Origin of the sequence: Pseudomonas sp. AN-B15, from assembly GCF_019056475.1 — a bacterium.
GTDB lineage: Bacteria > Pseudomonadota > Gammaproteobacteria > Pseudomonadales > Pseudomonadaceae > Aquipseudomonas > Aquipseudomonas parakoreensis.
Genome location: NZ_CP049737.1, coordinates 2,071,182 through 2,097,837, shown reverse-complemented (window position 1 = coordinate 2,097,837; position 26,656 = coordinate 2,071,182). Strand labels below are relative to the sequence as shown.

General features: G+C 64.0%; 2 protein-coding genes (1 of these 2 running past the window's edge). Both read right to left on the bottom strand.

Features of this window, described 5'->3' with window-relative positions:
- A protein-coding gene (locus tag GTQ41_RS09550; RefSeq protein WP_217325487.1) for a non-ribosomal peptide synthase/polyketide synthase crosses the window boundary here: on the bottom strand, positions 1–14,336 show its 5' portion. It extends 658 nt beyond the left edge of the window; only the first 14,336 of its 14,994 coding nucleotides appear in the window; it begins with the start codon at positions 14,334–14,336; its stop codon lies beyond the left edge, outside the window.
- Positions 14,336–26,656 (bottom strand): non-ribosomal peptide synthetase, encoded by a 12,321-nt coding sequence (locus GTQ41_RS09545; RefSeq protein ID WP_217325486.1) that lies wholly within the window; start codon positions 26,654–26,656, stop codon positions 14,336–14,338. The genes GTQ41_RS09550 and GTQ41_RS09545 overlap by 1 nt, the downstream gene beginning before the upstream one ends.

Sequence of the window (26,656 nt, the reverse complement as noted above, 5' to 3'; positions counted from 1 at the left end):
GGATCCAGCAGCATCCGCGACTGAATCGCCAACACCTGACGCCGACCGCTCAAACGGCGCGCCAGCGGCTCGTAGTCGAACACCGTGCCGAATCCGGCGTGCAGGCAGAACAGCGGCGCCACGCCCTTGACCTCGGCATTCATCGCCAGCAACCCGGAGGCTTTTTCCGCCGTGCCCTGAACGCTGGCCACTAGTTCGCCGATGCTCGGTTTCTGCATCAGATCGCGCAGTTTCAGGCTCAGGCCCTGAGCCTTGAGCGCGCGGCTGCGGGCCACCACTTGCAGGCTGAGGATCGAATCGCCACCCAGCTCAAAGAAGTTGTCGGTGAGCCCGACCCGTTCGATTTTCAGCACTTCCTGCCAGATCTTCGCCAGGGCTTTTTCCAGCTCGGTGCGCGGTTCGACATAGGCCAGACGCTGTTCGGCGTCCGGATTCGGCAAGGCCTTGCGGTCGAGCTTGCCGTTCGGCGTCAGCGGCATGCGCTCAAGTACCATCAAGTGTGCCGGCACCATGTAATCCGGCAAGCTGGCCTTGAGTTGCTCGCGCAGACGCTCGCCCAAACCGTCGGCCGGCGTGTCGGTAGCGGCCAATACATAGCCGAGCAGTTGCTTGCCGCTGACACCCTCGCGGGCCACCACGGCGGCGTCACGCACGCCCGGCTGCTGCTTGAGGCGCGCTTCGATTTCACCCAGTTCGATGCGGAAACCACGGATCTTCACCTGATGGTCGATCCGCCCGAGGTAGTCGACGGTGCCGTCGGCACGCCGGCGCACCAAGTCGCCGGTGCGGTACAGGCGACTGCCGTCGGCGCTGAACGGGTTGGCAACGAAACGTTCGGCGGTGCCACCGGCGCGTCCCAGATAACCGCGCGCCAACGCACCGCCCAGGTACAACTCACCGGCAATGCCGGCCGGCAGCGGATTGAGGTCGCTGTCGAGTATATAACCCGTGCGCTCGCCGACCACGCTGCCGATTGGCGCATAGGCCGCGCCGCATTGATCGTCGACCGCGGCCTTCCAGATCAGCGGCGTGACCACCGTTTCGGTCGGGCCATAGCCGTTGATGATGTACTGCGGTTGCAGTGCGCGTTTGGCCAGTTCGAAACTCGCCACCGGCACCGCATCCCCGCCGAAGCAGTAGATCCGTACCGGCGGCGGATTGCCGTGCTGCTCAGCGTGTTCAGCCAGTTGTTGCAGATACACCGGCGGGAACGCGGCCACAGTCACGCCATGCTGATGCAAGGCGTCAAAGGTTTGTTCGGCCGTCCACAGATTATCGTCGCGAATCAGCAAACGAGCGCCGTGCGTGAGGGTGGTCAGCCAGCGCTCATGCGCGCCGTCGAAAGCGAACGACATGAAATGCAATTCGCAATCGGCCGCACTCATTTCATATCGCTGGCCGATCGCCTGACAGTGCATCGCCAACGGCCCGTGCGCCACGCCGACACCTTTCGGCTGACCGGTGGAGCCGGAGGTGTAGATCACGTAGGCCAGGTTGCCCGGCTGCACCGTGACCTGCGGCGCCGAATCCGGCTGAGCACGCAGATCCAGCTGATCGAGTTCCAGCACCTGCAGGTTGGCCTGGGTCGGCAGCACCTGACGCAGACTCGAATCGCTGAGCAGCAAGGCGATGCCCGAATCGTGCATCAGATAACTCAAGCGCTCGCGGGGATAGGTCGCGTCCAGCGGCACATAGGCGCCACCGGCCTTGAGCACCGCCAACAGCGCGACGATCATGTTTTCGCTGCGTGGCAGGGCCACACCGACCCGCACTTCCGGACCGACACCTTCGGCGATCAGCGCATGCGCCAGACGATTGGCCCGCGCGTCGATCACGCCGTAGCTGAAGGCTTGCTCATTGAAGATCACGGCGGTTTGTTCGGCCCGCTGCGCGGCCCACCCGGCAATGCGCTGGTGCACCAGCGTGGTCTGCGCTTGCGCGACAACGTGCGGCGCAGGCGCGACGTGCCCGGTCGGCAGACCGATGCGTCCCAGCGCCTGCCCGGCGTCCTGAACCAGCGCGGTGAGTAGGCCTTCCATGTTGCTGCGGATGCCTTCCACGGTCGCCAGATCAAAATGTTCGCGCAGGAACATGTACTCGATCACCAACCCGTCTTCGAGGGTGACCATCAGGTCCATCGGGAAGTTGGTCAGGCCCGAGTTGTTGATCTCGCCAAACGTCAGCGAATCATCGCGCCACTCGCGCAGCGCCTGATCGATCGGGTGGTTTTCGAACACAATGATGCTGTCGAACAGCGACTGCCCGGCACGCCCGCCCCAACGCTGGACGTCGGTCAGCGGGGTGTACTCGCGCTCGCGCATCTCCAGGTTGAAATCCTGCAACTCGCGCAACCAGGCGCCCACGGCCTGCTCGGCCGGCACGTCCTTGATCACTGGCAAGGTGTTGATGAACAGGCCCAGTATCGATTCCGAAGCCGGCAGGCTCGCCGGACGCCCCGCCACCGTGGCGCCGAACGCCACGCAACGCTGGCCGCTGTAACGGCTGAGCAGCACCAGCCACGCGCCTTGCACCAAGGTATTGAGGGTGACCTGCTGCGCCTGGGCAAAGGCTTTCAACTGTTCGGTGCGGGCCTCGCCCAGACGGCTGTACAGCGCCTGGTGACCGCGACCGCTGCCGGTACGCGTCACCGCGTCCGCCAGATAGGTCGGTTCGTCGAGCAGGCTCAGGTGCTGACGCCAGAAACCTTCGCTGGCGTTCGCGTCCTGCTGTTGCAGCCAGTTGATGTAACCGCGATACGGCACCGCGTCGGCCAGTGGTCGTCCGGAATACTGGCTCAGCACCTCACCGATCAACTGCGAACTGCTCCAGCCGTCGATCAGAATGTGATGGTAGGTCCAGATCAACTGATAGCTGTGCTCGCCGACTTGCACCAGCGTCAGGCGTTGCAGCGGTGGCTGGTCAAGGTCGAAGCCCTTGGCCCGCTCGGCATCCGCCAGACCTTGCAAGGCTTCGGCCGAATGATCCCGCTCACGCCAGTCGAGCAGACTGAACGGCAACTGCGGATCGGCGAGCACAAATTGCAGCGGCTCGGCCATGTCCTGCCAGAGGAAGCCGGTGCGCAGAATGTCGTGGCGACGGCTGACGCTTTCCCACGCGGCTTGCAAACGCAACGGCTCAAGGCCCTGCACCGGAACGCTCAACTGGTTGACGTACAGGTCCGATTCCGGCGAATTCAGGCCGAGAAACAGCATGCCCTGTTGCATCGGCGACAAGCGATAGAGCCCGTCCAGTTGCCCGGCCGGCAGTGGTAGTTGCGCGACTTGCGCCTCGCTCAAGCCGTGCAGCGGCAGGTCGATCAGCGCCGGCTCCGGCGCCACACGCCCCTCGGCAGCCTGCACGCACAGGGCCAGTTGCTGAATGGTCGGTTGCTGGAACAGGTCTTTCGGGCTCAGCTCCAGCCCTTGCTGACGGGCGCGACTGACCACCTGAATCGAGATGATCGAATCGCCGCCCAAGGCAAAGAAACTGTCGTGGGTGCTGACCTGCTCAAGGCCCAATACCTCTTTCCAGATCTGCACCAGCGCCTGCTCAATGGCATTCGCCGGTTCGACATGCAACTGCGCGGCGCTGAGTTCCAGTGCCGGCAGGCGCTTGCGATCGATCTTGCCGTTGGGGGTCAGCGGCAACTGCGCCAGCCACAGGCGATGGCTCGGCACCATGTAATCCGGCAGGGTTGTGCCCAGCCAGTTGCCGAGGCTTTGCTGCAGTTCGGCCTGTTGTTCGGCGTTGGCGTCGATGATCGCCGGATCGCTCGGCACCAGATAGGCAATCAGTTGCTGGCTGCCCGACACTTCGCTGGCGACGACCACCGCTTCACGCACGGATGCATGCGCCAGCAGGCGTGCTTCGATTTCGCCCAGCTCGATACGCAAGCCGCGAATCTTCACCTGATGGTCGATCCGGCCCATGTACTCCAGATCGCCCTCCTCGCGCTGACGAATCAGGTCGCCGGTACGGTACAGGCGCTCGCCGTTGCCGCCGAAAGGATTCGGCACGAAACGCTCGGCGGTCATCGCCGCACGTCCCAGATAACCGCGCGTGATGCCGGCGCCGGACAGGTACAGCTCCGCCGAAACGCCCTGCGGCACCGCGTGCAGATCGGCATCCAGCAGATGACTGGCGCTGTGATCAAGGGCACGCCCGATCCGCGCCTGACCGCCAGCACCGCGGCGGGTCCAGGTCGAATAGGTGGTGTCTTCCGACGGGCCATACAGGTCGTAAACGTGTTCGACCGTCGACTGCTGGTACAGCGCCTCCACCAGCGCTTGCTTCAGCGGCTCGCCAGCGAGGTTGATGATGCGCACGTTCGACGGAATCTGCCCGGCACGCTGCAGCGCGGCAATCGCCGACGGCACAGTGTTGATCAAACGAACTTGATCGCGAGCCGGCAAGTGCGGCAGCTCCAAGGCATTACGGGCGATGATCAGCGAGCCACCGTTAGCCAGAGTGACAAACAGCTCCCACACCGACAGGTCGAAGCACACCGACGTCGAGGCCAGTACGCCTTGAATGTCCTCGCGGCGGTAGACCTTGGCCGACCAGTCGATCAGCGCCATGACGTTGCGATGGGCAATCGCCACGCCTTTGGGTTTGCCGGTGGAGCCGGAGGTGTAGATCACGTAGGCGAGGTTGTCCGGAGCGACCGATGTTTGCGGCGCGCTGCTCGGATAATCGCTCAACGAAAGCTGATCCAGCAGCACTTGGGTATCGCCCGGCACGCTCAGGGTCGCGGCAACCGCCTGCTCGGTGAGCAACACCCGCGCCCGACTGTCTTCGAGCATGTAAGCCACGCGATCCGCCGGGTAGTCCGGGTCCAGCGGCACGTAAGCGCCACCAGCCTTGAGCACCGCGAGCAAGGCGACCAGCAACTGCTCGGAACGCGGCATTGCCACGCCCACGCGCACTTCCGGGCCGACACCCAACTCAAGCAGTTTGTGCGCCAGGCGATTGGCCTGGGCGTCCAGTGCGGCGTAGGTCAGTTGCGTATGGGCGAAGGTCACCGCCAAGGCATCCGGGGTCGCCGCCACTTGATGGGCAATGGCTTGATGGATGCATAGATCGGTGGAGAAGTCGGTGTTCGCCTGCGGGCTGTGCTCAATCAGGTTCAGCTCGCTGAGCGAACGCTCCCCCGACTCGCTCATCTGCCCGAGCAAGCGCTGCAGATACCCGGCCAGTTGCATCACGCTGTGCGCGGCAAAGCTTTCGCACTGGTAGCTGAAGTGCATCGACAATTCGTCGCTCAAGTGCACCAGCAGTGTCAGCGGGTAGTTGGTCTGCTCATGATTGTGGATTTCACCGAAGCGCAGTTCTTGTGGTGCGCCCTGCGCCAGCGCCTCGGACACCGGGTAGTTCTCGAACACCAGAATGTTGTCGAACAGCGCCTCACCGTTGCGCTCGGCCCAACGCTGAATATCGAACAGCGGGGTGTGTTCATGTTCACGCAAGGCGAGGTTCTGCGCCTGCACGCTCTGCAACCATTCGCCAACGCTCGATGAGGACTGCGGGCTGGCGATGACCGGCAAGGTGTTGATGAACAGACCGATCTGCTGCTCGACCCCTTTGAGTTCAGCCGGACGCCCCGCCACCGTGGCACCGAACGCCACACACGGCTGGCCGGTCAGGCGCTGCAACAGCAGCAGCCATGCCGCTTGAATCAGCGTGTTGAGGGTGACTTTCTGCTGGCGCGCGAACTCGCCCAGACGCCGCGTCTGCTCAGCGTCGAGCACGCAGAAATGCTCACCATGGCCGTCGCGCGGTGCATCGCCGTGCTGCGCCTGCAACGCTTGCGCGAGCAAGGTCGGCGCTTGCAGGTCAGCCAGTTGCGCGGTCCAGTAACGTTCGCTGGCCTGCACGTCCTGGCGCTGCAGCCATTCGATGTAATCGCGATAACGCCCGGCCAGTGGCGATTGGGCAACTCCGCTGTAGCGTTGCAGGACTTCGCCAAGCAACTGCGAGTTGCTCCAGCCGTCCATCAGGATGTGGTGGTTGGTGTAGATCAAATGGCAACGCTGCTCGTCCAGACGCACCACGACCATACGCAACAGCGGCCCCTGGCTCAGGTCGAAACCTTGCGCCTGTTCGGCTGCGGCCAGCGCATTCAGATCGCTCTGGCAAGCGTCGCGATCACGCCAGTCGAGGACGCGGAACGGCATATCCAGTTGCTTGTGCACCACCTGCACTGGACGCGCCAGTTCACCCTGCCAGACAAAGCTGCTGCGCAGGATGTCGTGGTTGTCCACCGCCGCTTGCCAGGCCTGCTGAAAGCGTTGCGGATCGAGGCCTTCGACATCGAGCCGGACCTGGTTGATGTAATCGCCGGTGGCCTGCTCGTAGAGGCTGTGGAACAACATGCCCTGCTGCATCGCCGACAGCGGATACACATCGGCGACCTGGCGTGGCGCCAGCGGGAACTGATCGAGCTGCGCCTGCGTCAGGCCAGCCAGCGGGAAGTCCGACGGGGTCAGACCTTCGACGCCCGGGGTCAGGCAATGGCCGATCAGTGCCGCGAGTTCTGCGGCGTAATCTGCGGCCAGGGCTTCGATCACCGCGCTGTCGAAACGCTCGCGGCTGAACGTCCAGCCGACCCGCAGCTCGCCGCCATACACTTGACCGTTGAGGGTCAACCAGTTGCCCAGCGGCGCCTCCGGGCTCTGATCAAGGCCGGCGTTGTCCGGCGACGGCACGAACAGCGCAGCGTGATCGCCGGCGAAACTGCCGTCGAACTGCCCGAGGTAGTTGAAGGTGATGCGCGGGCTCGGCAAGGCCTGCAGGCGCTGCTGCGCTCCGGCATCACCGAGGTAACGCAAGGCACCGAAACCGATACCCTTGTCGGGGATCGAGCGCAGTTGTTCCTTGATCTGCTTGATCGACTCGCCAAGCGTGTCTGCCGGTGTCAGGCGCACCGGGAACAGGCTGGTGAACCAGCCCACCGTGCGGGTCAGATCGACGCCGTCGAACAGTGCTTCGCGACCATGGCCTTCGAGCTGGATCAGCGTCGACGCCTGCCCGCTCCAGCGGCCGATGACCCGCGCCAATGCCGTCAGCAACAGATCGTTGACCTGGGTGCGGTACGCCGCCGGGGCCTCTTGCAGCAGTTGCCGGGTCAGCTCGGTGCCGAGGCGGGTTTGTACGGTCTGGGCCAGACGATTGTCCTGGCTGGCGTCAACGCGTTTGCACGGCAGATCGGTGCTCACATCGCTCAGGCAGGCCTGCCAATAATCCAGTTCGGCCTGCAACGCCGGGCTGTTGGCGTAGCGCTGCAAGTGCTCACCCCAGTCCTTGAAGGCGCTGGTCCGGGACGGCAGGCTCAACGGCTGATCATTCAGCAATTGCTGATAAGCGTTTTGCAGGTCTTCCAGCAGAATCCGCCACGACACGCCGTCCACCGCCAGGTGATGAATCACCAACTGCAAACGCTGCGTGCCATCGGCCAGAGTTGCCAGCACCGCACGCAGCAACGGCCCGTGTTGCAGATCGAGGCTGCGCTGGGCGCGATTACCCAAGGCTTCAAGGGCGGCGGCATCAGCAACGTCTTCCTGCCAGAGCAGGTTCTGTGGCAGCGCCTCGACCGCGCGGTGCTCGGCCTGCCACACGCCATCGTGCTGGGTGAAGCTCAGGCGCAAGGCATCGTGATGGGCCACCAGGGCGCGCAACACTTGCTCGATTTTCTCAGCGTCCAGCGTCTGCCGCGGTTGCAGCAGCACCGACTGGTTCCAGTGGTGACGCTGCGGAATCTCGTCGGCGAAGAACTGCTGCTGGATCGGCAGCAACAACGCCGCACCGCTCGCGGCTCGCTGATCAATGCTCGATTCTTCGCCACCCCACTGCGCAACCAGCGCCAGACGCTGCACGGTCTGGTGCTGGAACAGGTCTTTGGGATTGAGGCGAATGCCGGCCTGACGGGCGCGGCTGACCACCTGAATCGAGATGATCGAGTCGCCGCCCAGTTCGAAGAAGTTGTCGTGGATGCCGACTTGCGACAGCTTCAGTACGTCCTGCCAGATCGCGACCAGCCCCTGCTCCATCGCGCTTTGCGGCGCCTGATAGGCCTGCTGCGCCTGGCTGGCGTCCGGTGACGGCAAGGCGTTGCGATTGAGTTTGCCGTTGGCGGTCAACGGCAATTGTGCCAGCAGCAACAGGTGCGCCGGAACCATGTGAGCCGGAAGATTGGCCTTGAGTTCGGCGCGCACGCTGTCGCGCCACAGCGCCTGTTCGGCCGGGCTTGCGTCGAGCAGCGCGGCGTCGCCTGGCACCAGATACGCCACCAATTGCTGACCGCTGAGCCCTGGTTGCGCCAGCACCACGGTCTGGCGCACGGCAGCCTGTTCCAGCAGTTGCGCTTCGATCTCGCCGAGTTCGATACGGAAACCGCGAATCTTCACCTGATGATCGATGCGCCCGATGTATTCGATCACGCCGTCGGCGCGGTAGCGCGCCAGGTCACCGGTACGGTACAGACGCCCGCCATCGGCGGCGAACGGGTCGGGAATGAAGCGCAGGCTGGTCAGATCCGCACGGTTCAAATAACCGCGAGCCAGGCCGGCACGACCGACGTACAGCTCACCGATGCAACCTTTGGCGACCGGGTTCAGATCTCCGTCGAGCAAGTACCAGGACAGGTCCGGGATCGGCTCGCCGATCGGACTGCTGGCATCACGCTGCAAGTCGGCCAGCGAAATCGGCCGGTAGGTCACGTGCACGGTGGTTTCGGTGATGCCATACATGTTGATCAGTTGCGGTGCCTGATCGCCGAAACGCTCGAACCACGGACGCAGGCTCTTGACCTCCAGCGCCTCGCCGCCGAACACCACGTAACGCAGCGCCAGTGCTTGCGCCGCGTGCTCCGGGGCGCAGGCCACTTGCATCAATTGCTTGAACGCCGACGGCGTCTGGTTGAGCACGGTGACGCCTTCGCGGCAAAGCAAGGCGAAGAAATCTTCCGGCGAGCGGCTGACCTCGTAAGGCACCACCAGCAGTTTGCCGCCGTACAGCAGCGCCCCGAAAATCTCCCACACCGAGAAATCGAACGCGTAGGAATGGAACAGGCTCCAGACATCCGTGGCGCCAAAACCGAACCACGCATCGGTGGCCTCGAACAGGCGCAACACGTTGCGATGGGCCAGCAACGTGCCCTTCGGTTGACCGGTAGAACCGGAGGTGTAGATCACGTAAGCCAGGTTATCCGGGCTCATGTGTACGTGCGGATTGCTGTCGCTGTAGCCATCGAGACCGTCGCGTTCCTGATCGAGCATCAGGCTGCGCAGCGAATCGGGTACTGGCAGACGTCCCAGCAGATGACTCTGGGTCAGCAGCAAGGCGATGCCGCTGTCGCCGATCATGTAGCTCAGGCGTTCTTCCGGGTAGGTCGGGTCCAGCGGCACATAGGCGCCGCCGGCCTTGAGAATCGCCAACAGGCCGACCAGCATGTCGAGGCTGCGCTCCACCGCCAGACCGACGCGCACATCCGGGCCGACACCGCTGGCAATCAGCTTGTGGGCCAACTGGTTGGCGCGGCTGTTCAGCTCGCCGTAGCTCAGGGACTGCCCGGCACAGCTCACGGCAATCGCTTGCGGGGCGCGGGCGGCTTGTTGTTCGATGCGCTGATGCAGGCACTGCTCGCTCGGGAAATCGCGGATGGCCGGGTTCCACTGCTGCAAGGTCGCCGCGTGTTCGGCGGCGTCATGCAGCGGCAGTTCGGCGATGCGCTGAGCGCAGTCGGCGACGATGCCTTGCAGCAGACGGGTCCAGTGCTGCGCCAGACGTTCGATGGTTTCGACGTCGAACAGATCGGTGGCATAGGTCAGCTCGGCCCAGACGTTGTCGCTCGATTCAAAGGTGTTCAGGGTCAGGTCGAACTGCGCGGTACTGGACGCCCAAGGCAAGCCTTCAATCGCCAGCTTTGGCAGACGTGTGGCGCCCTGCGCCTGACGCACCTGGCTCTGGTGGTTGTGCATCACCTGGAACAGCGGGCTGTGGCTGAGGCTGCGCTCCGGTTGCAGCGCGTCGACCAGTTGTTCAAACGGCAGATCCTGATGCGCCTGCGCGCCGAGCACCGTATTTTTCACTTGTTGCAGCAGGCTGCGGAACGTCTGCCGACTGTCGAACTCGGCCTTCAGAACCTGGGTGTTGACGAAGAAACCGATCAGGCCTTCGGTCTCGACCCGGTTGCGGTTGGCCACCGGCACTCCGACGCGGATATCGGCCTGACCGCTGTAGCGATGCAGCAAGGTCTGGAACGACGCCAGCAACAGCGCAAACAGCGTAACGTTCTCGCGCTGCGCCAGTTGCTTGAGCGCGGTGGCCAGTTCGCGGCTCAGCGGGATATCGCGACGGGCGCCACGATAGCTCTGCTCGGCTGGACGCGGACGGTCGATCGGCAACTCCAGCAGCGGTTGATCGCCAGCGCCGAGTTGTGCGGTCCAGTAGCTCAATTGACGCTCGCGTTCACCGGCGTCCATCCACTGTTTCTGCCACACGGCGTAGTCGGCGTATTGCACCGGCAGCGCCGGCAATTGCACGCGCTGGCCCTGGCTGTAGGCGGCATACAACGCCACCAGTTCATCAACCATGACATTCATCGACCAGCCATCGGCGACGATGTGATGCAGAGTGATGACCAGTGCGTGGTCATCGGCGGCCAGACGCAGCAGTTTGACCCGCAGCAACGGGCCTTGCTGCAGATTGAACAGGTGCAAGGTTTCGGCGGCGACCAGCGCTTGCAGCGCCGCCTCGTCGAGATCCGCCGCCACGTCCTGCACCTGCATATCGAGCGTGCCGTGAGCCTGGATCACTTGCAGGGTCTGACCCTGCTGTTCGACAAAGCAGGTGCGCAGCGATTCGTGGCGTTCGATCAGCGCGTCGAAGCTGCGCTGCAACGCCGGCAGATCCAGCTCACCGCGCAGACGCAACGCCGCCGGCACGTGATAAGCGGTGCTGGTCGGTTGCAGTTGCCAGAGGAACCATTGACGTTCCTGGGCATAGGACAGCGCTAGCGGTTGCAGACGTGGCAACGCAACAATCGGCGGCTCCTGATGCGCCTGATCGACACCCAGCGCGGCGACAAAATCTTCCAGCGTGCTGTGTTCGAACAACGTGCGCAGCGGCACCTGCACGTTCAGCGCCTGACGGACGCGCGAGACCACTTGCGTGACCAGCAACGAGTGCCCGCCCAGTTCGAAGAAGTTGTCGCTCAAGCCCACGCGATCAAGCTTAAGTACCGCTTGCCAGATCTCGGCGACACTGTGTTGAGTGGCGGTTTGCGGGGCGATGTAAGTCGATTGCAGTTGGCTGGCGTCAGGTGCTGGCAAGGCTTTGCGGTCGACTTTGCCGTTCGGCGTCAGTGGCAGTTGCGCGAGGAACAACAGGTGCGCCGGCACCATGTATTCCGGCAGTTCGGCCTTGAGGCTGGCTTTCAATGCAGCACGCAGTTCGACTTCATCAAAAGCGCCGGCGGTGGGCACCACATAGCCGACCAGTTGCGGGCCGGTCGGGCCGTCCTGAGCGACTACGACGGTTTCGCGCACGCTGTCGAGGGCGAGCAAACGCGCTTCGATCTCGCCGAGTTCAATCCGGAAACCACGGATTTTCACCTGATGGTCAATCCGCCCGATGTACTCGATCACGCCTTCGGCGCGGTAACGGGTCAGATCGCCGGTGCGGTACAGGCGCGCGCCGGTTGTCGAAAAGGGATCCGGGACAAAACGTTCGGCAGTCAGGCTCGGGCGCTGGAAGTAACCACGCGCGAGGCCGTCGCCGCCGATCAACAGCTCCCCCGGGGCGCCGAGCGGATTGAGCTCCAGGTCGCTGCCGAGGATGTACAACGCGGTGTTGTCGATCGGCGTGCCGAGGAATGGACGGCTGTTGTCCGCACTCAAGGCGTGCTGCGCCGACCAGATGGTGGTTTCGGTCGGCCCGTAGAGGTTCCACACCCTCGGCGTCAGTGCGAGCATGCGTTGCGCCAGTTCCTGCGGCAGCGCTTCACCGCCACAGAGGAACGTGCGGCCCGAAAGGATGGGCGCCTGTTCGCTGTCCAGCAGCATGCGCCAGGTCGAAGGTGTGGCTTGCAGCGTCGTCACGGCGTGACGCGCGATCAGTTCGAGCACCGCTTGCGGGTCTTGATGCACGTCCTTGCCAGTCAGTACCACACAAGCGCCGGCCAGCAATGGAGCGTAGATTTCCAGGCCGAAAATATCGAACGAGAAGGTGGTCAGCGACAGCACGCGATCCGTGGCCACGATGCCCGGCTGCTTGATCATGCTCGCGACAAAGTTGCTCAGCGCCGCGTGGCGCACCATCACGCCTTTCGGTTTGCCGGTGGAACCGGAGGTGTAAATCGTGTAGGCCAGATGCTCGCCATTAACTGCAACGTCCGGCGCGCTCTGTGGATAAGCCGCCAGCCACTCGCGAGGTTGATCCAGCAGCAGCGTTTGCACGCCCGGCGGGATCGGCAACTGCGCCTGCAAGTGGCTTTGGGTCAGCAGCAATGGCAGGCCGCTGTCCTCGATCATGTAGGCCAGGCGATCCTGTGGATACGCAGGGTCCAGCGGCACATAAGCGCCGCCGGCCTTGAGGATCGCCAGCAGGCCGACGAGCATTTCCACGCTGCGCTCGACGGCGATACCGACCAATTGATCCGGGCCGACACCGGCCTCGATCAGCTTGTGTGCCAGTTGACTGGAGCGGGCATCCAGCTCGGCGTAGCTCAGCACGTGTTCGCCGATGATCAATGCAGTGGCTTGCGGCGTTTGCTGCGCACGTCGGGAGAAATCCTGCTGCACGCATTCGGCTTGCGTGCTGCGGTCAGCGATGCGCAGCCAATCCTGCAACAGCACGCCGTGTTCGGCGCTTTCCAGCAACGGCAATTCGCCGACGCGCTGGTTCGGTGCGGCGACGATGCCGCGCAGCAAGTTCTGCCAGTGACGCGCCAGACGCTCGACGGTATCAGCTTTGAACAGATCAGTGGCGTAGATCAGCTCGGCGGCAAAGCCGTCGCTGGACTCGTAGGTATTCAGCGTCAGATCGAACTGCGCGGTGCGCCCTTCCCACTGCACATCCTCGACACTCAGTTGCGGCAACTGCGCCGCGCTGCGGCCTTGGTCTCGGCTGGTCTGGTGGTTGAACATCACCTGGAACACCGGGCTGTGGCTCAGGCTGCGCTCCGGTTGCAAGGCTTCGATCAGTTGCTCGAACGGCAGATCCTGATGCGCCTGCGCAGCCATCGCCGCCTGCTTGACCTGAGCCAGCAACTGGTTGAACGGCAACTGCCCGCTGACCTCGGCACTCAGCACCTGCGTGTTGACGAAGAAGCCGATCAGGCCTTCGGTCTCGACCCGGTTACGGTTGGCGGTCGGCACCCCGACGCGAATCTGCGCCTGACCGCTGTAGCGATGCAGCAGCGCCTGAAACGACGCCAGCAGCAGCATGAACAGGCTCGCACCTTCGCGCTGCGCCAGCTGTTTGAGGGCATTACCGAGGTCTGCCGGCAGGTTCAGTTCCAGCCGCGCACCGCGCAGGCTTTGCACGGCCGGACGCGGGAAATCGATCGGCAGTTCCAGCACCGGCTGCTCGCCGTCCAGGGTATTGACCCAGTAGGCCAACTGGCGCTCACGCTCGCCCGCTTCCAGCCAGTGGCGCTGCCAGATCGCGTAGTCGGCGTACTGTATTTCCAGTTCCGGCAGGCTCAGCGTATGCCCGGCGGTGTCGGCGGCGTAATGCTGGATCAGCTCGTTGACCAGGACTTTGATCGACCAGCCATCGGCGATGATGTGGTGCTGGATCAGCACCAGCACATGGTCGTCTTCCGCCACTTTCAGCAGCGCCACCCGCAGCAGCGGGCCCTGCTGCAAATTGAACGGGCGTGCGGTTTCGCTCTCGACGAAGGCCTTGATCGCGGCGTCTTCCCCGGCGGCGTCGAGGCCCTCCGGCAATGGCGTCAGGCTGATGCTCAGCGGCAACTGCGGGTGAATCACCTGGCAAAAGCTTTCACCCTGTTCGGCAAAAGTGGTGCGCAGGCTTTCATGGCGCGCCGCCACGGCGTTGAAGCTGCGTTCCAGTGCCGCCACATCCAGCCGCCCCTTGAGGCGCAGGGCGCTGGGGATGTGATACGCGGTGCTGTGCGGGTCCATTTGCCAGAGGAACAGTTGACGTTCCTGAGCGTACGACAGAGGAATCGCCGCAAACCCGGAACGTGTTTCCGGGATCGGCAGGTTGGCCGGAGAGACACCCTCTTCGAGCATCTTTTCCAGGTACAGCTTACGTTTGTCCAGCGGCAGAGTGATAAAGCGCTTGGCTACCCTCAAAGCAACACTCTTGTCCATCAGACTTCCTCCATATCGTCAAGCAGGGCTTCCAGCTTGCTCAGTTTCTGTTCGTTGATTGCCCCGCCTCCTGTATCGAGTCGAGCGACAAAATCGCTCAGGACGGGGTGCTGGAATAACAGTTGCGGGGTCAGCGTCAGGCCCAGTTCCAGAGCCATGCGCGACACCACGTTGACCGCCAGCAGCGAGTGCCCGCCGAGTTCGAAGAAGTGATCGTTCAAGCCGATGCGTTGCACTTCGAGCACTTGCTGCCAGATCGCCGCGACCTGTTGCTCAAGCTCACTGTGCGGCGCGACATACGCGGCCTGCATCTGGCTGGCATCGACCGCCGGCAGGGCCTTGCGGTCGAGTTTGCCGTTGGGGGTCAGTGGCAACTGCTCAAGGAACAGCAGGTGCGCGGGAATCATGTAGTCAGGTAACGAAGACTTGAGGCCAGTCTTTAGTCCCTCGCGCAGTTGCCGCTGCGCGTCGCCGTCGTGCATGTTCAATTGCGGGGCGACCACATACGCCACCAGTTGCGCCCCGGTGTCGCTGTCGACGGCCAGCACCGCCGCTTCGCTGACCGTCGGCTGGGCGAGCAATCGCGCCTCGATTTCCCCCAGTTCGATGCGGAATCCACGAATTTTCACCTGATGGTCGATCCGGCCCATGTACTCCAGCTCGCCCTCCTCGCGCTGACGAATCAGGTCGCCGGTGCGGTACAGGCGCTCGCCGTTGCCGCCGAAAGGATTCGGCACGAAGCGCTCGGCGGTCATTGCCGCACGCCCCAGATAACCGCGCGTGATGCCGGCGCCGGACAGGTACAGCTCGGCCGAAACGCCCTGCGGCACCGCGTGCAGATCGGCATCCAGCAGATGGCTGGCGCTGTGATCAAGGGCACGCCCGATCCGCGCCTGACCGCCAGCACTGCGGCGGGTCCAGGTCGAATAAGTGGTGTCTTCCGACGGGCCGTACAGGTCGTAAACATGCTCGACGGTCGACTGCTGATACAACGCCTCCACCAGCGCTTGTTTCAGCGGTTCACCCGCCAGATTGATGATGCGCACGCTCGGCGGAATCTGCCCGGCACGCTGTAGCGCAGCAATCGCCGACGGCACAGTGTTGATCAGGCGCACCTGATCGCGCGCCGGCAGGTGCGGCAGCTCCAAGGCATTACGGGCGATGATCAGCGAGCCACCGTTAGCCAGAGTGACGAACAGCTCCCACACCGACAGGTCGAAGCACACCGACGTCGAGGCCAGTACGCCTTGAATGTCGTTACGGCTGTAGACCTTGGCCGACCAGTCGATCAGCGCCATGACGTTGCGATGGGCAATCGCTACGCCTTTCGGTTTGCCGGTGGAGCCGGAGGTGTAGATCACGTAGGCGAGGTTGTCTGGAGCGACCGATGTTTCAGGCGCGCAGCTCGGATAATCGCTCAAGGAAACCTGATCCAACAGCAGCACCTGCGTATCGCCCGGTACGCTCAGCGTCGCGGCAACGGCCTGCTCGGTGAGCAACACCCGCGCGCGGCTATCCTCGAGCATGTAAGCCACGCGATCCGCCGGGTAGTCCGGGTCCAGCGGCACGTAAGCGCCACCAGCCTTGAGCACCGCGAGCAAGGCGACCAGCAACTGCTCGGAACGCGGCATCGCCACGCCCACCCGCACTTCCGGGCCGACGCCCAGCTCGAGCAGTTTGTGCGCCAGACGGTTGGCCTGGGCGTCCAGTGCGGCGTAGCTCAGTTGCGTAAGGGCAAAGGTTGCCGCCAAGGCATCCGGGTTAGCTGCCACTTGGCGGGCGATGGCTTGATGGATGCACTGCTCGGTAACGAAATCGCTGTTCACCGGCGGGCGGTGTTCGATCAGGTTCAGTTCGCTGAGCGAACGCTCACCGCCATCCGCCATCTGGCTCAGCAGACGCTGCAGATGCGCGCCCAACTGCGCCACGCTGGCTGCCGCGAAGCTGTCGCGCTGATAACTGAAATGCACCGACAGTTGCGCGCCCATGTTCACCAGCAGGGTCAGCGGATAGTTGGTCTGTTCCTGATTGGCCACCGCACCGAAGCGCAGACCTTGCGGCGCACCACGCTCCAGTGCTTCGCCGATCGGGTAGTTCTCGAACACCATCAGGCTGTCGAACAGCGCGTCACCGCCCTGCCCGGCCCAGCGCTGAATGTCCGCCAGCGGCGTGTGTTCGAACTCGCGTGAGGCGAGGTTCTGCGCCTGCACCGCTTGCAGCCAGGCGATCACGCTCTGCTGCGCGGACGGCGCAGCGATCACCGGCAGCGTGTTGATGAAAAGGCCGATCTGCGCTTCGGCACCCGGCAGGTCCGCCGGGCGCCCGGCGACGGTGGCGCCGAACGCCACGCAATCCTTGCCGGTGTAGCGCTGCAACAGCAGCAGCCACGCCGCTTGCACCACGGTGTTGACGGTCACTTTCGCGGCCCGGGCAAACTCGCCCAGGCGCTGGCTCAGCTCAGCGTCCAGCACCTGGTAATGATCGCCGTAACCCACGCTCGGCAAACCGGCCTGCGGCCGTGCGATGGCATTGGCCAGGCGCGTCGGTTCCTGCAGATTGCCCAGCGTCGCCCGCCAGTAAGCTTCAGCCGCCGCGCCATCCTGACGTTGCAGCCAGGCGATGTAATCGCGATAGCGACCCGCACCACGGGCGACCGCTTCGCCGCTGTAGTGCTGCAACACTTCGCCGAGCAACTGCGCGCTGCTCCAGCCGTCCATCAGGATGTGATGGTTGGTGTAGATCAGGTGATAACGCTCGGCTGCAGTGCGCACCAGCACCAGACGCATCAGCGGTGCGCAGCTCAGGTCCAGACCCAGTGCGCGCTCCTCATCGGCGAGGGTTTGCAGCGCTGCCTCCAGATCAGTCCTGTCGTGCCAGTCGAGCACGCTGAACGGCACCTCGACCTGACGCTGCACCACTTGCACCGGTTGCGGCAGATCGCCTTGCCAGAAGAAGCCGCTGCGCAGGATGTCGTGGGCATCTACCGCCGCCTGCCACGCTGCGCGGAAGCGTTGCGGATCGACGCCGTCGACGTCCAGGCGCATCTGGTTGATGTAGTCGCCATTGCCGTGTTCGAGCAAGGTGTGGAACAGCATGCCCTGCTGCATCGGCGACAGCGGATAGATGTCGTCGATGCCTTGCGGCTCCAGTACCAGCGCGTCGAGTTGCGCTTGCGACAGTTGCGCCAACGGGAAGTCCGACGGCGTCACACCACGGTTGGCAGTGTCGCAGCAGTGGCCGATCAGCGCCGTCAGTTCCTGCACATAGTCGTCGGCCAGACGCTGAATGGTGGCGGTGTCGAACATCGCACCGCTGTAGGTCCAGCTCAGGTCCAGCTCGCCGCCGAACACCTTGCTGTTGAGCGCCAGCGGATTGCCCAGCGGCCCTTGCAGATTGACCTCTGCGCCGCCGGACTCGCTGGTCGGCACGAACAGAGCATCGCTGGCAGCATCGAAGCTACCGTCGAACTGGCCAAGATAGTTGAAGGTCAGGCGCGGCGCCGGCAAGGCTTGCAGGGCGGTACGTGTCGGCTCATCACCGAGGTGCGCGAGTGCGCCGAAGCCGATGCCCTTGTGGGGGATCGCCCGCAGCTGTTCCTTGATCTGCTTGAGCGACGCGCCGAGTTCCGCAGCCGGTGCCAGGCGTGCAGGGAATACGCTGGTGAACCAGCCCACGGTGCGGGTCAGATCAATGTGTTCGAACAGGTCTTCGCGACCATGGCCCTCAAGCAATACCAACGCATTGCCGTCCCCGGTCCAGCGCACCAGCACCCGCGCCAGCGCGGTCAGCAACAGGTCGTTGACCTGGGTGCGATAGGCCGCCGGGGCTTCCTGCAACAGCTGACGGGTCAGGGTCTGATCGAGTTTGCGGCGCAGGGTCAGCGCCTGATCGTGTTGCTGCCCACCGTTCGGATGGTCGTAAGGCAAAGCCGCCGAAGCGCCCTGCAGCTGCTGCTGCCAGAAGCCCAGTTCGGCCTGCAACGCTGGGGTTTGGGCGTAGTCCTGCAACGCTGCCGCCCAAGCTTTGACTGCGCTGGTTTTCGCCGGCAATTGCACGGGCTTGCCTGCGAGGAGCTGGCGATAGGCGTTTTGCAGATCTTCGAACAGAATCCGCCACGACACGCCATCGACCACCAGGTGATGGACGATCAACAGCAGACGTTGAGTACCATCGGCCAGGTTCGCCAGCACCGCACGGATCAGTGAGCCGCCACTCAGTTGCAGGCTGCGCTGGGCCTTGTCGCCCAGTGCCTCAAGGGCGGCGAGATCAGCGACCTCGACCTGCCAGAGAATGATTTCCCCCGCTTGCGTGGCGACGTCGCGGTAATGCGCCGACCAACCCGTGGCTTGCTCGACAAACTCCAGACGCAAGCTGTCGTGCTGCACCACCAACGCATCCAGCGCCTGCTCCAGTACCTGAGCATCCAACGCCTGCGTCGGCTTGAGCATCACCGACTGGTTCCAGTGGTGACGGTCGGGAATCGCCTCGGCAAAAAAAGCCTGATGAATCGGCAGCAGCGCGGTTTCGCCGGTTTGCGCGTGCTGATCGATGGGCTGCACCGCCTCGCCGGTCTGCGCCACCGTGGCCAGGGCCTGAATGGTCTGGTGCTGGAACAGGTCTTTGGGGCTGAAGCGAATCCCGGCCTGCCGCGCCCGGCTGACCACTTGAATCGAGATGATCGAGTCGCCACCCAGTTCGAAGAAGTTGTCGCTGACGCCGACCTGCTCAAGCTTGAGCACGTCTTGCCAGATCGCCGCCAGTTGCTGCTCCAGCGCCGTGTGTGGCGCGAGGTAGGTCTGTTGCAGTTGGCTGACGTCCGGTTTTGGCAGGTTCTTGCGATCGAGCTTGCCGTTCGGCGTCAGCGGCATGCGCTCAAGACGCAGGACATACGCCGGCACCATGTGCGCCGGCAGGCTGGCCTTGAGCTGCGCGCGCAGGTGGTCGGTGAACTCGGCACTCACTGAATCACCGACCACGTAGGCCACCAGACGCTTGCCACTGCCGGCGCTGCCTTCCTGCGCCACGACCACCGCTTCACGCACGCCGTCGAGGGCTTGCAGCGCCGCTTCGACTTCGCCCAGTTCGATGCGGAAACCGCGAATCTTCACCTGATTGTCGATGCGATCCAGATAGTCAAAGGTGCCGTCGACACGCTGGCGCACCAGGTCACCGGTGCGATAGAGCAAGCCGCCATTTGCGCTGAACGGGTCGGCGACAAAACGCTCGGCGGTCAGCCCCGGACGGTTCAGATAACCCCGCGCCAACCCGGTACCACCAAGGTACAACTCACCGGCCATACCTTGTGGCAACAGGTTCAGATCGGCGTCGAGCACGTAGGCGCTGCGGTCGCCGATCCGGCTGCCGATTGGTGCGTAAGCGGCGCCGCACGGTTCTTCACGGCCAGCCTTCCAGATCAATGGGGTGACCACGGTTTCGGTCGGGCCGTAGCCGTTGATGATGTAGTCCGGATCGAGCGCGCGTTTGACCCGCTCGAAACTGGCGTTCGGCACCGCATCGCCACCGAAGCAATAGATCCGCACCTTCGGCGGGTGGCCGACACGCTCGGCGTGTTCGGCCAGTTGTTGCAGGTACACCGGCGGGAACGCGACCACGCTCACGCCGTGTTCGATCATCGCGTTGTAGGTCTGCTCCGGCGTCCACAGCGTGTCGTCGCGAATCAGCAGCGAAGCCCCGTGGGTCAGGCTGGTCAGCCAGCGTTCGTGGGCGCCGTCGAAGGCGAACGACATGAAGTGGAATTCGCAGTCGCTGTCGCGCATTTCGTAGCGCTGACCGATGGCTTGGCAATGCATCGCCAATGGGCCGTGGGCAACGCTGACGCCTTTCGGATTGCCGGTGGAACCGGAGGTGTAGATCACGTACGCGAGGTTGTGCGGATCGACTGCGACCTGTGGCGCCGTGCTCGGCAACTCGCGCAGGTCGAGACGATCCAGCTCCAGCAACGGCACCGATTCGCCGACCGGCAATTGCGCCGACACCGACGAATCGCTGATCAGCAGCGCCAGCCCTGAATCCTCGATCAGATAGGCCAGGCGTTCACGCGGGTAACTGGTGTCCAGCGGCACATAGGCACCGCCGGCCTTGAGCACCGCCAGCAGCGCGACGATCACCGCCTCGCTGCGTGGCAGGGCCACACCGACCCGGGTCTCGGCGCCGACGCCACGGGCGATCAGCGCGTGAGCCAGTTGATTGGCACGCTGCTCGATCTCGCCATAACTGAAGTGCTGACCGTTGAAGATCACCGCGGTGCGCTGCGGACGCTCGACCGCCAGCGTGGCAATGCGCTGATGCACAGCGATGTCCAGCGGGTACGGCTGCGGCTGGTTTTCGGCTTGCTGGCGGGCATGCTCGTCAGCGCTGGCCAGAGCGATTTCGCCGAGGTTGCGTTCGGCCGACAGCGCAAACTGCTCAAGCAATTGCAACAGATGGGCACTGATGCCTTCGATCACTTCACCGGCAAACTGGCTGCGGTCGAAGCTGTAGTGCAGCGCCAATTGCTGACCGAGGGTGACCGCCACGCTCAGGGCGTAGTGGGTCTGCTCCAGGTTGCCGACCTCACCGAATGTCAGGCCCTGCCCGGCCTCGCTCAGCGCCTGGGCAACCGGGTAGTTTTCGAACACCAGAATGTTGTCGAACAGCGCTTCCCCGCCCTGCCCGGCCCAGCGCTGGATATCCGCCAGCGGCGTGTGTTCGAAGTCGCGCAGGCTGAGGTTTTGCGCCTGCACCGCTTGCAGCCACTGGCCCACGCTTTGGTCCGGACGCGGCGCGCCGATAACCGGCAGAGTGTTGATGAACAGGCCGACCTGCTGCTCGATGCCCGGCAAATCCGCCGGACGCCCGGCCACGGTCGCTCCGAATGCCACCGCTTCATGACCGGTGTAGCGCTGCAGCAACAGCAGCCACGCAGCTTGCACGAGGGTGTTGACGGTGACTTTCTGCTGCCGGGCAAACGCTTCCAGCGCCTGAGTGCGCGGCACGTCCAGGATCAGGTAATGGTCACCGTGGCCACTGTCGCGCTCGCCGCCGGTAGCGGCGCGGGCCAGTCGGGTCGGCTCTTGCAGCGTGGCCAACTGAGCGCTCCAGAAGTCCTGACTCAGTTGCGCGTCTTGACGCTGCAGCCAGGCGATGTAATCGCGATAACGTCCGCCGCCATGGGCCGGGGTGCGACCGCTGTAGCGCTGCAAGACTTCGCCGAGCAACTGCGAGTTGCTCCAGCCGTCCATCAGAATGTGGTGATGGGTGTAGATCAGGTGCCATTCCTCGGCAGCGGTCTGCACCAGCACCAGACGCAGCAACGGTGCATAGCTCAGATCAAATCCTTGCTGACGCTCGGCATCAGCCAGCGCCGCGAGCGCTGCCGGCTGATCGTCGCGCTCGCGCCAGTCGAGGATGCTGAATGGCAACTGCACCTGCTTATGGACGATCTGCAGCGGTTGCGCCAGTTCGCCCTGCCAGACGAAACCGCTGCGCAGAATGTCCTGCGCAGCGACGGTGGCCTGCCATGCAGCGCGGAAGCGCTCAGGGTCAAGACCTTGCACATCCACGCGCAACTGGTTGATGTACTCCCCCGCCGCTTGCTCGTAGAGGGTGTGGAACAGCAACCCCTGCTGCATCGGCGACAGCGGATAGACATCATCGAGCTGACCGGCCGGCACCGGCAGCGCATCCAGTTGCGCCTGGGTCACCCGAGCCAGCGGGAAGTCCGACGGCGTCGCTTGCGCAATGGGTAGCGTGCAGCAGTGTTCGATCAGCGCCTGCAATTCGCTGGCGTATTGATCGACCAAGTGCTGCACCGTGGCGCTGTCGAACATCTCGCGGCTGAAGCCCCAGCTCATCGACAGTTCGCCGCCATACACCTGACCTTCCACGGTCAGCCAGTTGCCCAGAGGCGCCGACGGATCCTGCGCCACGCCGCTGGTTTCAACCGACGGCACGAACAGCGCCGCCTCGTCGAACTGACGGTCGAACTGGCCCAGATAATTGAAGGTGATACGCGGTTGCGGCAACCCGGCCAATTCAGCACGCACCGACGGCGCGGCCAGATGCCGTAGCACGCCGTAACCCAGACCTTTGTCCGGCACCGCGCGCAGTTGCTCCTTGATCGCCTTGATCGAACCGTCGAGATCCTCGCTCGCAGTCAGGTTGACCGCGAACAGGCTGGTGAACCAGCCCACGGTGCGGGTCAGGTCGACGTCATCGAACAGGTCTTCGCGGCCGTGGCCTTCCAGCTCGATCAGCGTGCCCGGCTGCTGGCTCCAGCGACTGATGGTGCGCGCCAGTGCAGTAAGCAACAGATCGTTGACCTGGGTGCGATACGCGGCCGGCGCCTGTTGCAGCAACTGGCGGGTGCGCTCGGCGTCGAGGCGCCATTCGATTTTCTCGCCATGCAAATTGTGCAGGCTGCCATCCGGGCGGTCGCACGGCAGATCCTTGGCGCCCTGATGCTGGGCTTTCCAATAACCCAATTGTTCATCGAAGCGCGACGCATCCTGCGCCAGACGCGCGGTCCAGCTCTGGAAGGCGCTGGTCTTGACCGGCAACTGAATGCCGCCACCCGCCGCGAGTTGCTCGTAGGCCTGCTGCAGATCTTCCAGCAGCACCCGCCAGGAAACGCCATCGACCGCGAGGTGATGAATGATCAGTGCCAGTCGCTGCGAGCCGTCAGCCATCGTCACCAACAACGCGCGCAACAGCGGGCCGTTTTGCAGGTCGAGGCTGCGCTGGGCTTCGTTGCACAGCGCCTGCAATTGTTCGGCAGATTCGGCATCGCGTTGCCACAGCTCGGCGCCGGTCAGCAGCGGGCCGTGGCTTTGCTGCCAGCCTTCGCTGCCTTCGACAAAACGCAGGCGCAAGGCGTCGTGGTGATTGATCAGGTGGGTCAGCGCAACATCGAGCCAGTGCGCATTCAATGCCTCACGCGGAGTCAGCAGCAACGACTGGTTCCAGTGCTCACGCACCGGCATCGCGCGGCTGAAGAAATCCTGCTGGATCGGCCCGAGTACGGCATCGCCGCTCACCGGTCCCTGATCCACCGAGGACAGATGATCGTGGCTCGCGACCAGCGCCAGACTGCGCACGGTCTGGTACTGGAACAGGTCACGCGGGCTGATACGGATCCCGGCCTGCCGCGCGCGGCTGACCACTTGAATTGAGATGATCGAATCGCCGCCCAGCTCGAAGAAATTGTCTTCGAGGCCAACACGTTCAAGGCCGAGCACAGCTTCCCAGATCGCCGCGAGGGCTTTCTGCATGGCGTCCTGTGGCGCCACGAATGCCTGTTGTGGCGCGGCATCCGGTTGCGGCAAGGCCTTGCGGTCGAGTTTGCCGTTGGCGGTGACCGGCAATTTGTCGAGGGTGATCAGGTAGGTCGGCACCATGAATTCCGGCAGGCTGCCGAGCAGCCACACCTTGACCTCTTGCTGCCACTGTTCGTCCGCTTGCGCCTGTTCCAGCACAAGGTAAGCCACCAGATGCTTGCCGCCCTGCACCAGCACCACCGCCTCACGCACCCGCGAGTGCTGCATCAGGCGGGTCTCGATTTCACCCAGCTCGATGCGCAGGCCGCGCAACTTCACCTGATGGTCGAGACGACCGAGGTATTCGATCACCCCGTCGGCGCGCTGCCGCACACGGTCGCCGGTGCGGTACAGGCGCGCGCCGTCATGGAACGGGCACGGCACAAAACGTTCGGCCGTCAGCGCCGGACGCTGGTGATAACTGCGCGCCAGCCCGGCGCCACCCAGATACAGTTCACCGGCGACACCGCTCGGCACCGGCAGCAATTCGGCATCGAGGACATGGGTGCGCAGGTTGGCGATCGGCCGGCCGATCGGCACGCTGTCGGCGCCTTCATCGACACAGGTCCAGTGGGTGACGTCGATGGCCGCTTCGGTCGGGCCATACAAGTTGTAGAGGCTGGCGCTCGGCAGCTTGGCGAAGACTTGCAGCTGCGCATCCAGCGGCAACGCTTCACCGCTGCAGACAATCCGCTTGAGACTGCTACAGCTTTCCACGCCCGGTTCGTGGATGAACGCCTGCAACATCGACGGCACGAAGTGCAGCGTGCTGATGCCGTGGCGGTTGATGCTATCGATCAGTTGCAGCGGATCACGGTGCGCGCCCGGCGCGGCCACCACAAGGCGCGCGCCGGTCAGCAGCGGCCAGAAGAACTCCCACACCGACACGTCGAAGCTGAACGGGGTTTTCTGCAACACCGAATCACGGGCGTCCAGCGCATAGGCTTGCTGCATCCAGCACAAACGGTTGACCAGCGCCGCGTGGCTGTTGCCGGCGCCCTTCGGCTTGCCGGTGGAACCGGAGGTGTAAATCACATACGCCAGATTCAGCGGATCGACACTGATGTCGGGACGGCTGGCACTGTAGCGGTCGAGCAGCCCCGGCTGATCCAGGGTGATGACGTTCACGCCGTCAGTCGGCAGCGTTGCCAGCAGGGCTTCTTGCGTCAGCAGCAACGTAATGCCGCTGTCCTCGATCATGTAGGCCAGACGTTCCTGCGGGTACTCCGGATCGAGCGGCACGTAGGCGCCACCGGCCTTGAGAATCGCCAGCAGCGCGACGACCATTTCCACCGAACGCAGGGCGCAGATGCCGACCAGACTGTCCGCTTGCACGCCCTGTTCGCGCAGCAGATGCGCCAGGCGATTGGCCCGGGCATCCAGTTCGGCGTAACTCAGGGTCTGTTCGCCGAACAGCAGTGCCGGTGCCTGCGGCGTACGCGCGACCTGCGCTTCGATCAACTGGTGAATCGGCGTGTCGCTCGGGTACTGCGCGTGGACGTTGTTCCAGTCATGCACCAGCGTACGCTGCTCGTCAGCTTCCAGCAGCGGCAACTCACCAATGCGCTGCGATGGATCGGCGACCATCGCCGTCAACAAGCGTAGCCAGTGCCGCGCCATGCGTTCGATGGTCGGTGCAGAGAACAGGTCGCTGGCGTAGGTCAGCGCGGCGTGCAGCTTGCCGCCCTGCTCCCAGGTGTCCAGCGTCAGGTCGAACTGGGTGGTGCGGCTCTGCCAGTCGAGGCTGTCGAGTTGCAGGCCGGATGCGGTGCGGAGGGTGGCGATATCGGCCACGTGCGGCTGGTGGTTGTACATCACCTGGAACAGCGGCGTGTGGCTGAGGCTGCGTTCCAGCTTCAGCGCTTCGACCAGTTGCTCGAACGGCAGATCCTGATGCGCCTGCGCACCCAGTGCGGTTTCCTTGACCGCCCGCAGCAACTCGTCGACCCGGGTCTGGCCGTCGACTTGCGTGCGCAGCACCTGGGTGTTGACGAAGAAGCCGATCAGGCCCTCGATCTCGCCGCGATTGCGGTTGGCGATCGGCACGCCGACACGCAGGTCGGTCTGCCCGGTGTAACGGTGCAGCAGCGCATTGAAGGCGCCGAGCAGGAACATGAACACGGTGACCTGATGCTGTTGCGCCGTGCTGCGCAGTTGCTCGGCCAGTTGGCCATCGACCGCGAATTCGTAACGGGTGCCGCGATAGCTCGGCATCGCCGGGCGCGAATGATCCAGTGGCAATTCCAGCACCGGGTGTTCGTCACCCAGTTGCGCCTGCCAATAGTCGAGCTGGCGCGCCTGCTCACCGGCCTCCAGCCAGCGGCGTTGCCACAGCGCGTAGTCGCTGTACTGGATCGGCAGTGGCGGCAATTGCGGCGCCTGACCCGCGTCGAACGCGTCGTAGCAACGGATGAACTCGTCGATCAACACGTTCATCGACCAGCCATCGGACACGATGTGGTGCAAGGTCAGCAGCAGCACGTGTTCCTGCTCGGCCAGCTTGAGCAAGGTCACTCGCAGCAACGGGCCGACCGCCAGATCGAATGGCAGCAGCGACTGCTGTTCGGCGGCATCGATCACCGCCTGTTCGCGCTCACTGGCCGACAGAGCGCTGAAGTCTTCCCGGCTAATCAGCAGCGGCGCGGTGGCCGGCACTTGCAGCAGGCTGTCATCGGCCTGGCGCTGGAACACTGTGCGCAGGGTTTCGTGACGCTCCACGAGGCTGGCGAAGGCTTGCTCCAGCGCTGTCAGGTTCAGCCGCCCGTTGAGCCGCACCGCACCGGGCAAGTTGTAGGCGCCGCTCTGCGGATCGAGTTGCCACAGGAACCACATACGGCGCTGCGCGTAGGACAGCGCCTGACGATCCTCGGCTTCTATGCCGGCGGGTATCGGGAACCGCGCGAAATCCACGCCCTCCTTGTGCAGGGCCGCGAGGAACATCTGGCGCTTTTCCAGGGGCAACCCGATAAACCGGCGAGCAAGTTTCAAGGAGTCTTCAGCATTCAT

Bases quoted from the DNA above. Each gene is read 5' to 3' on its own strand.
- GTQ41_RS09545 (WP_217325486.1), bottom strand. From the start codon at position 26,656: ATGAATGCTGAAGACTCCTTGAAACTTGCTCGCCGGTTTATCGGGTTG.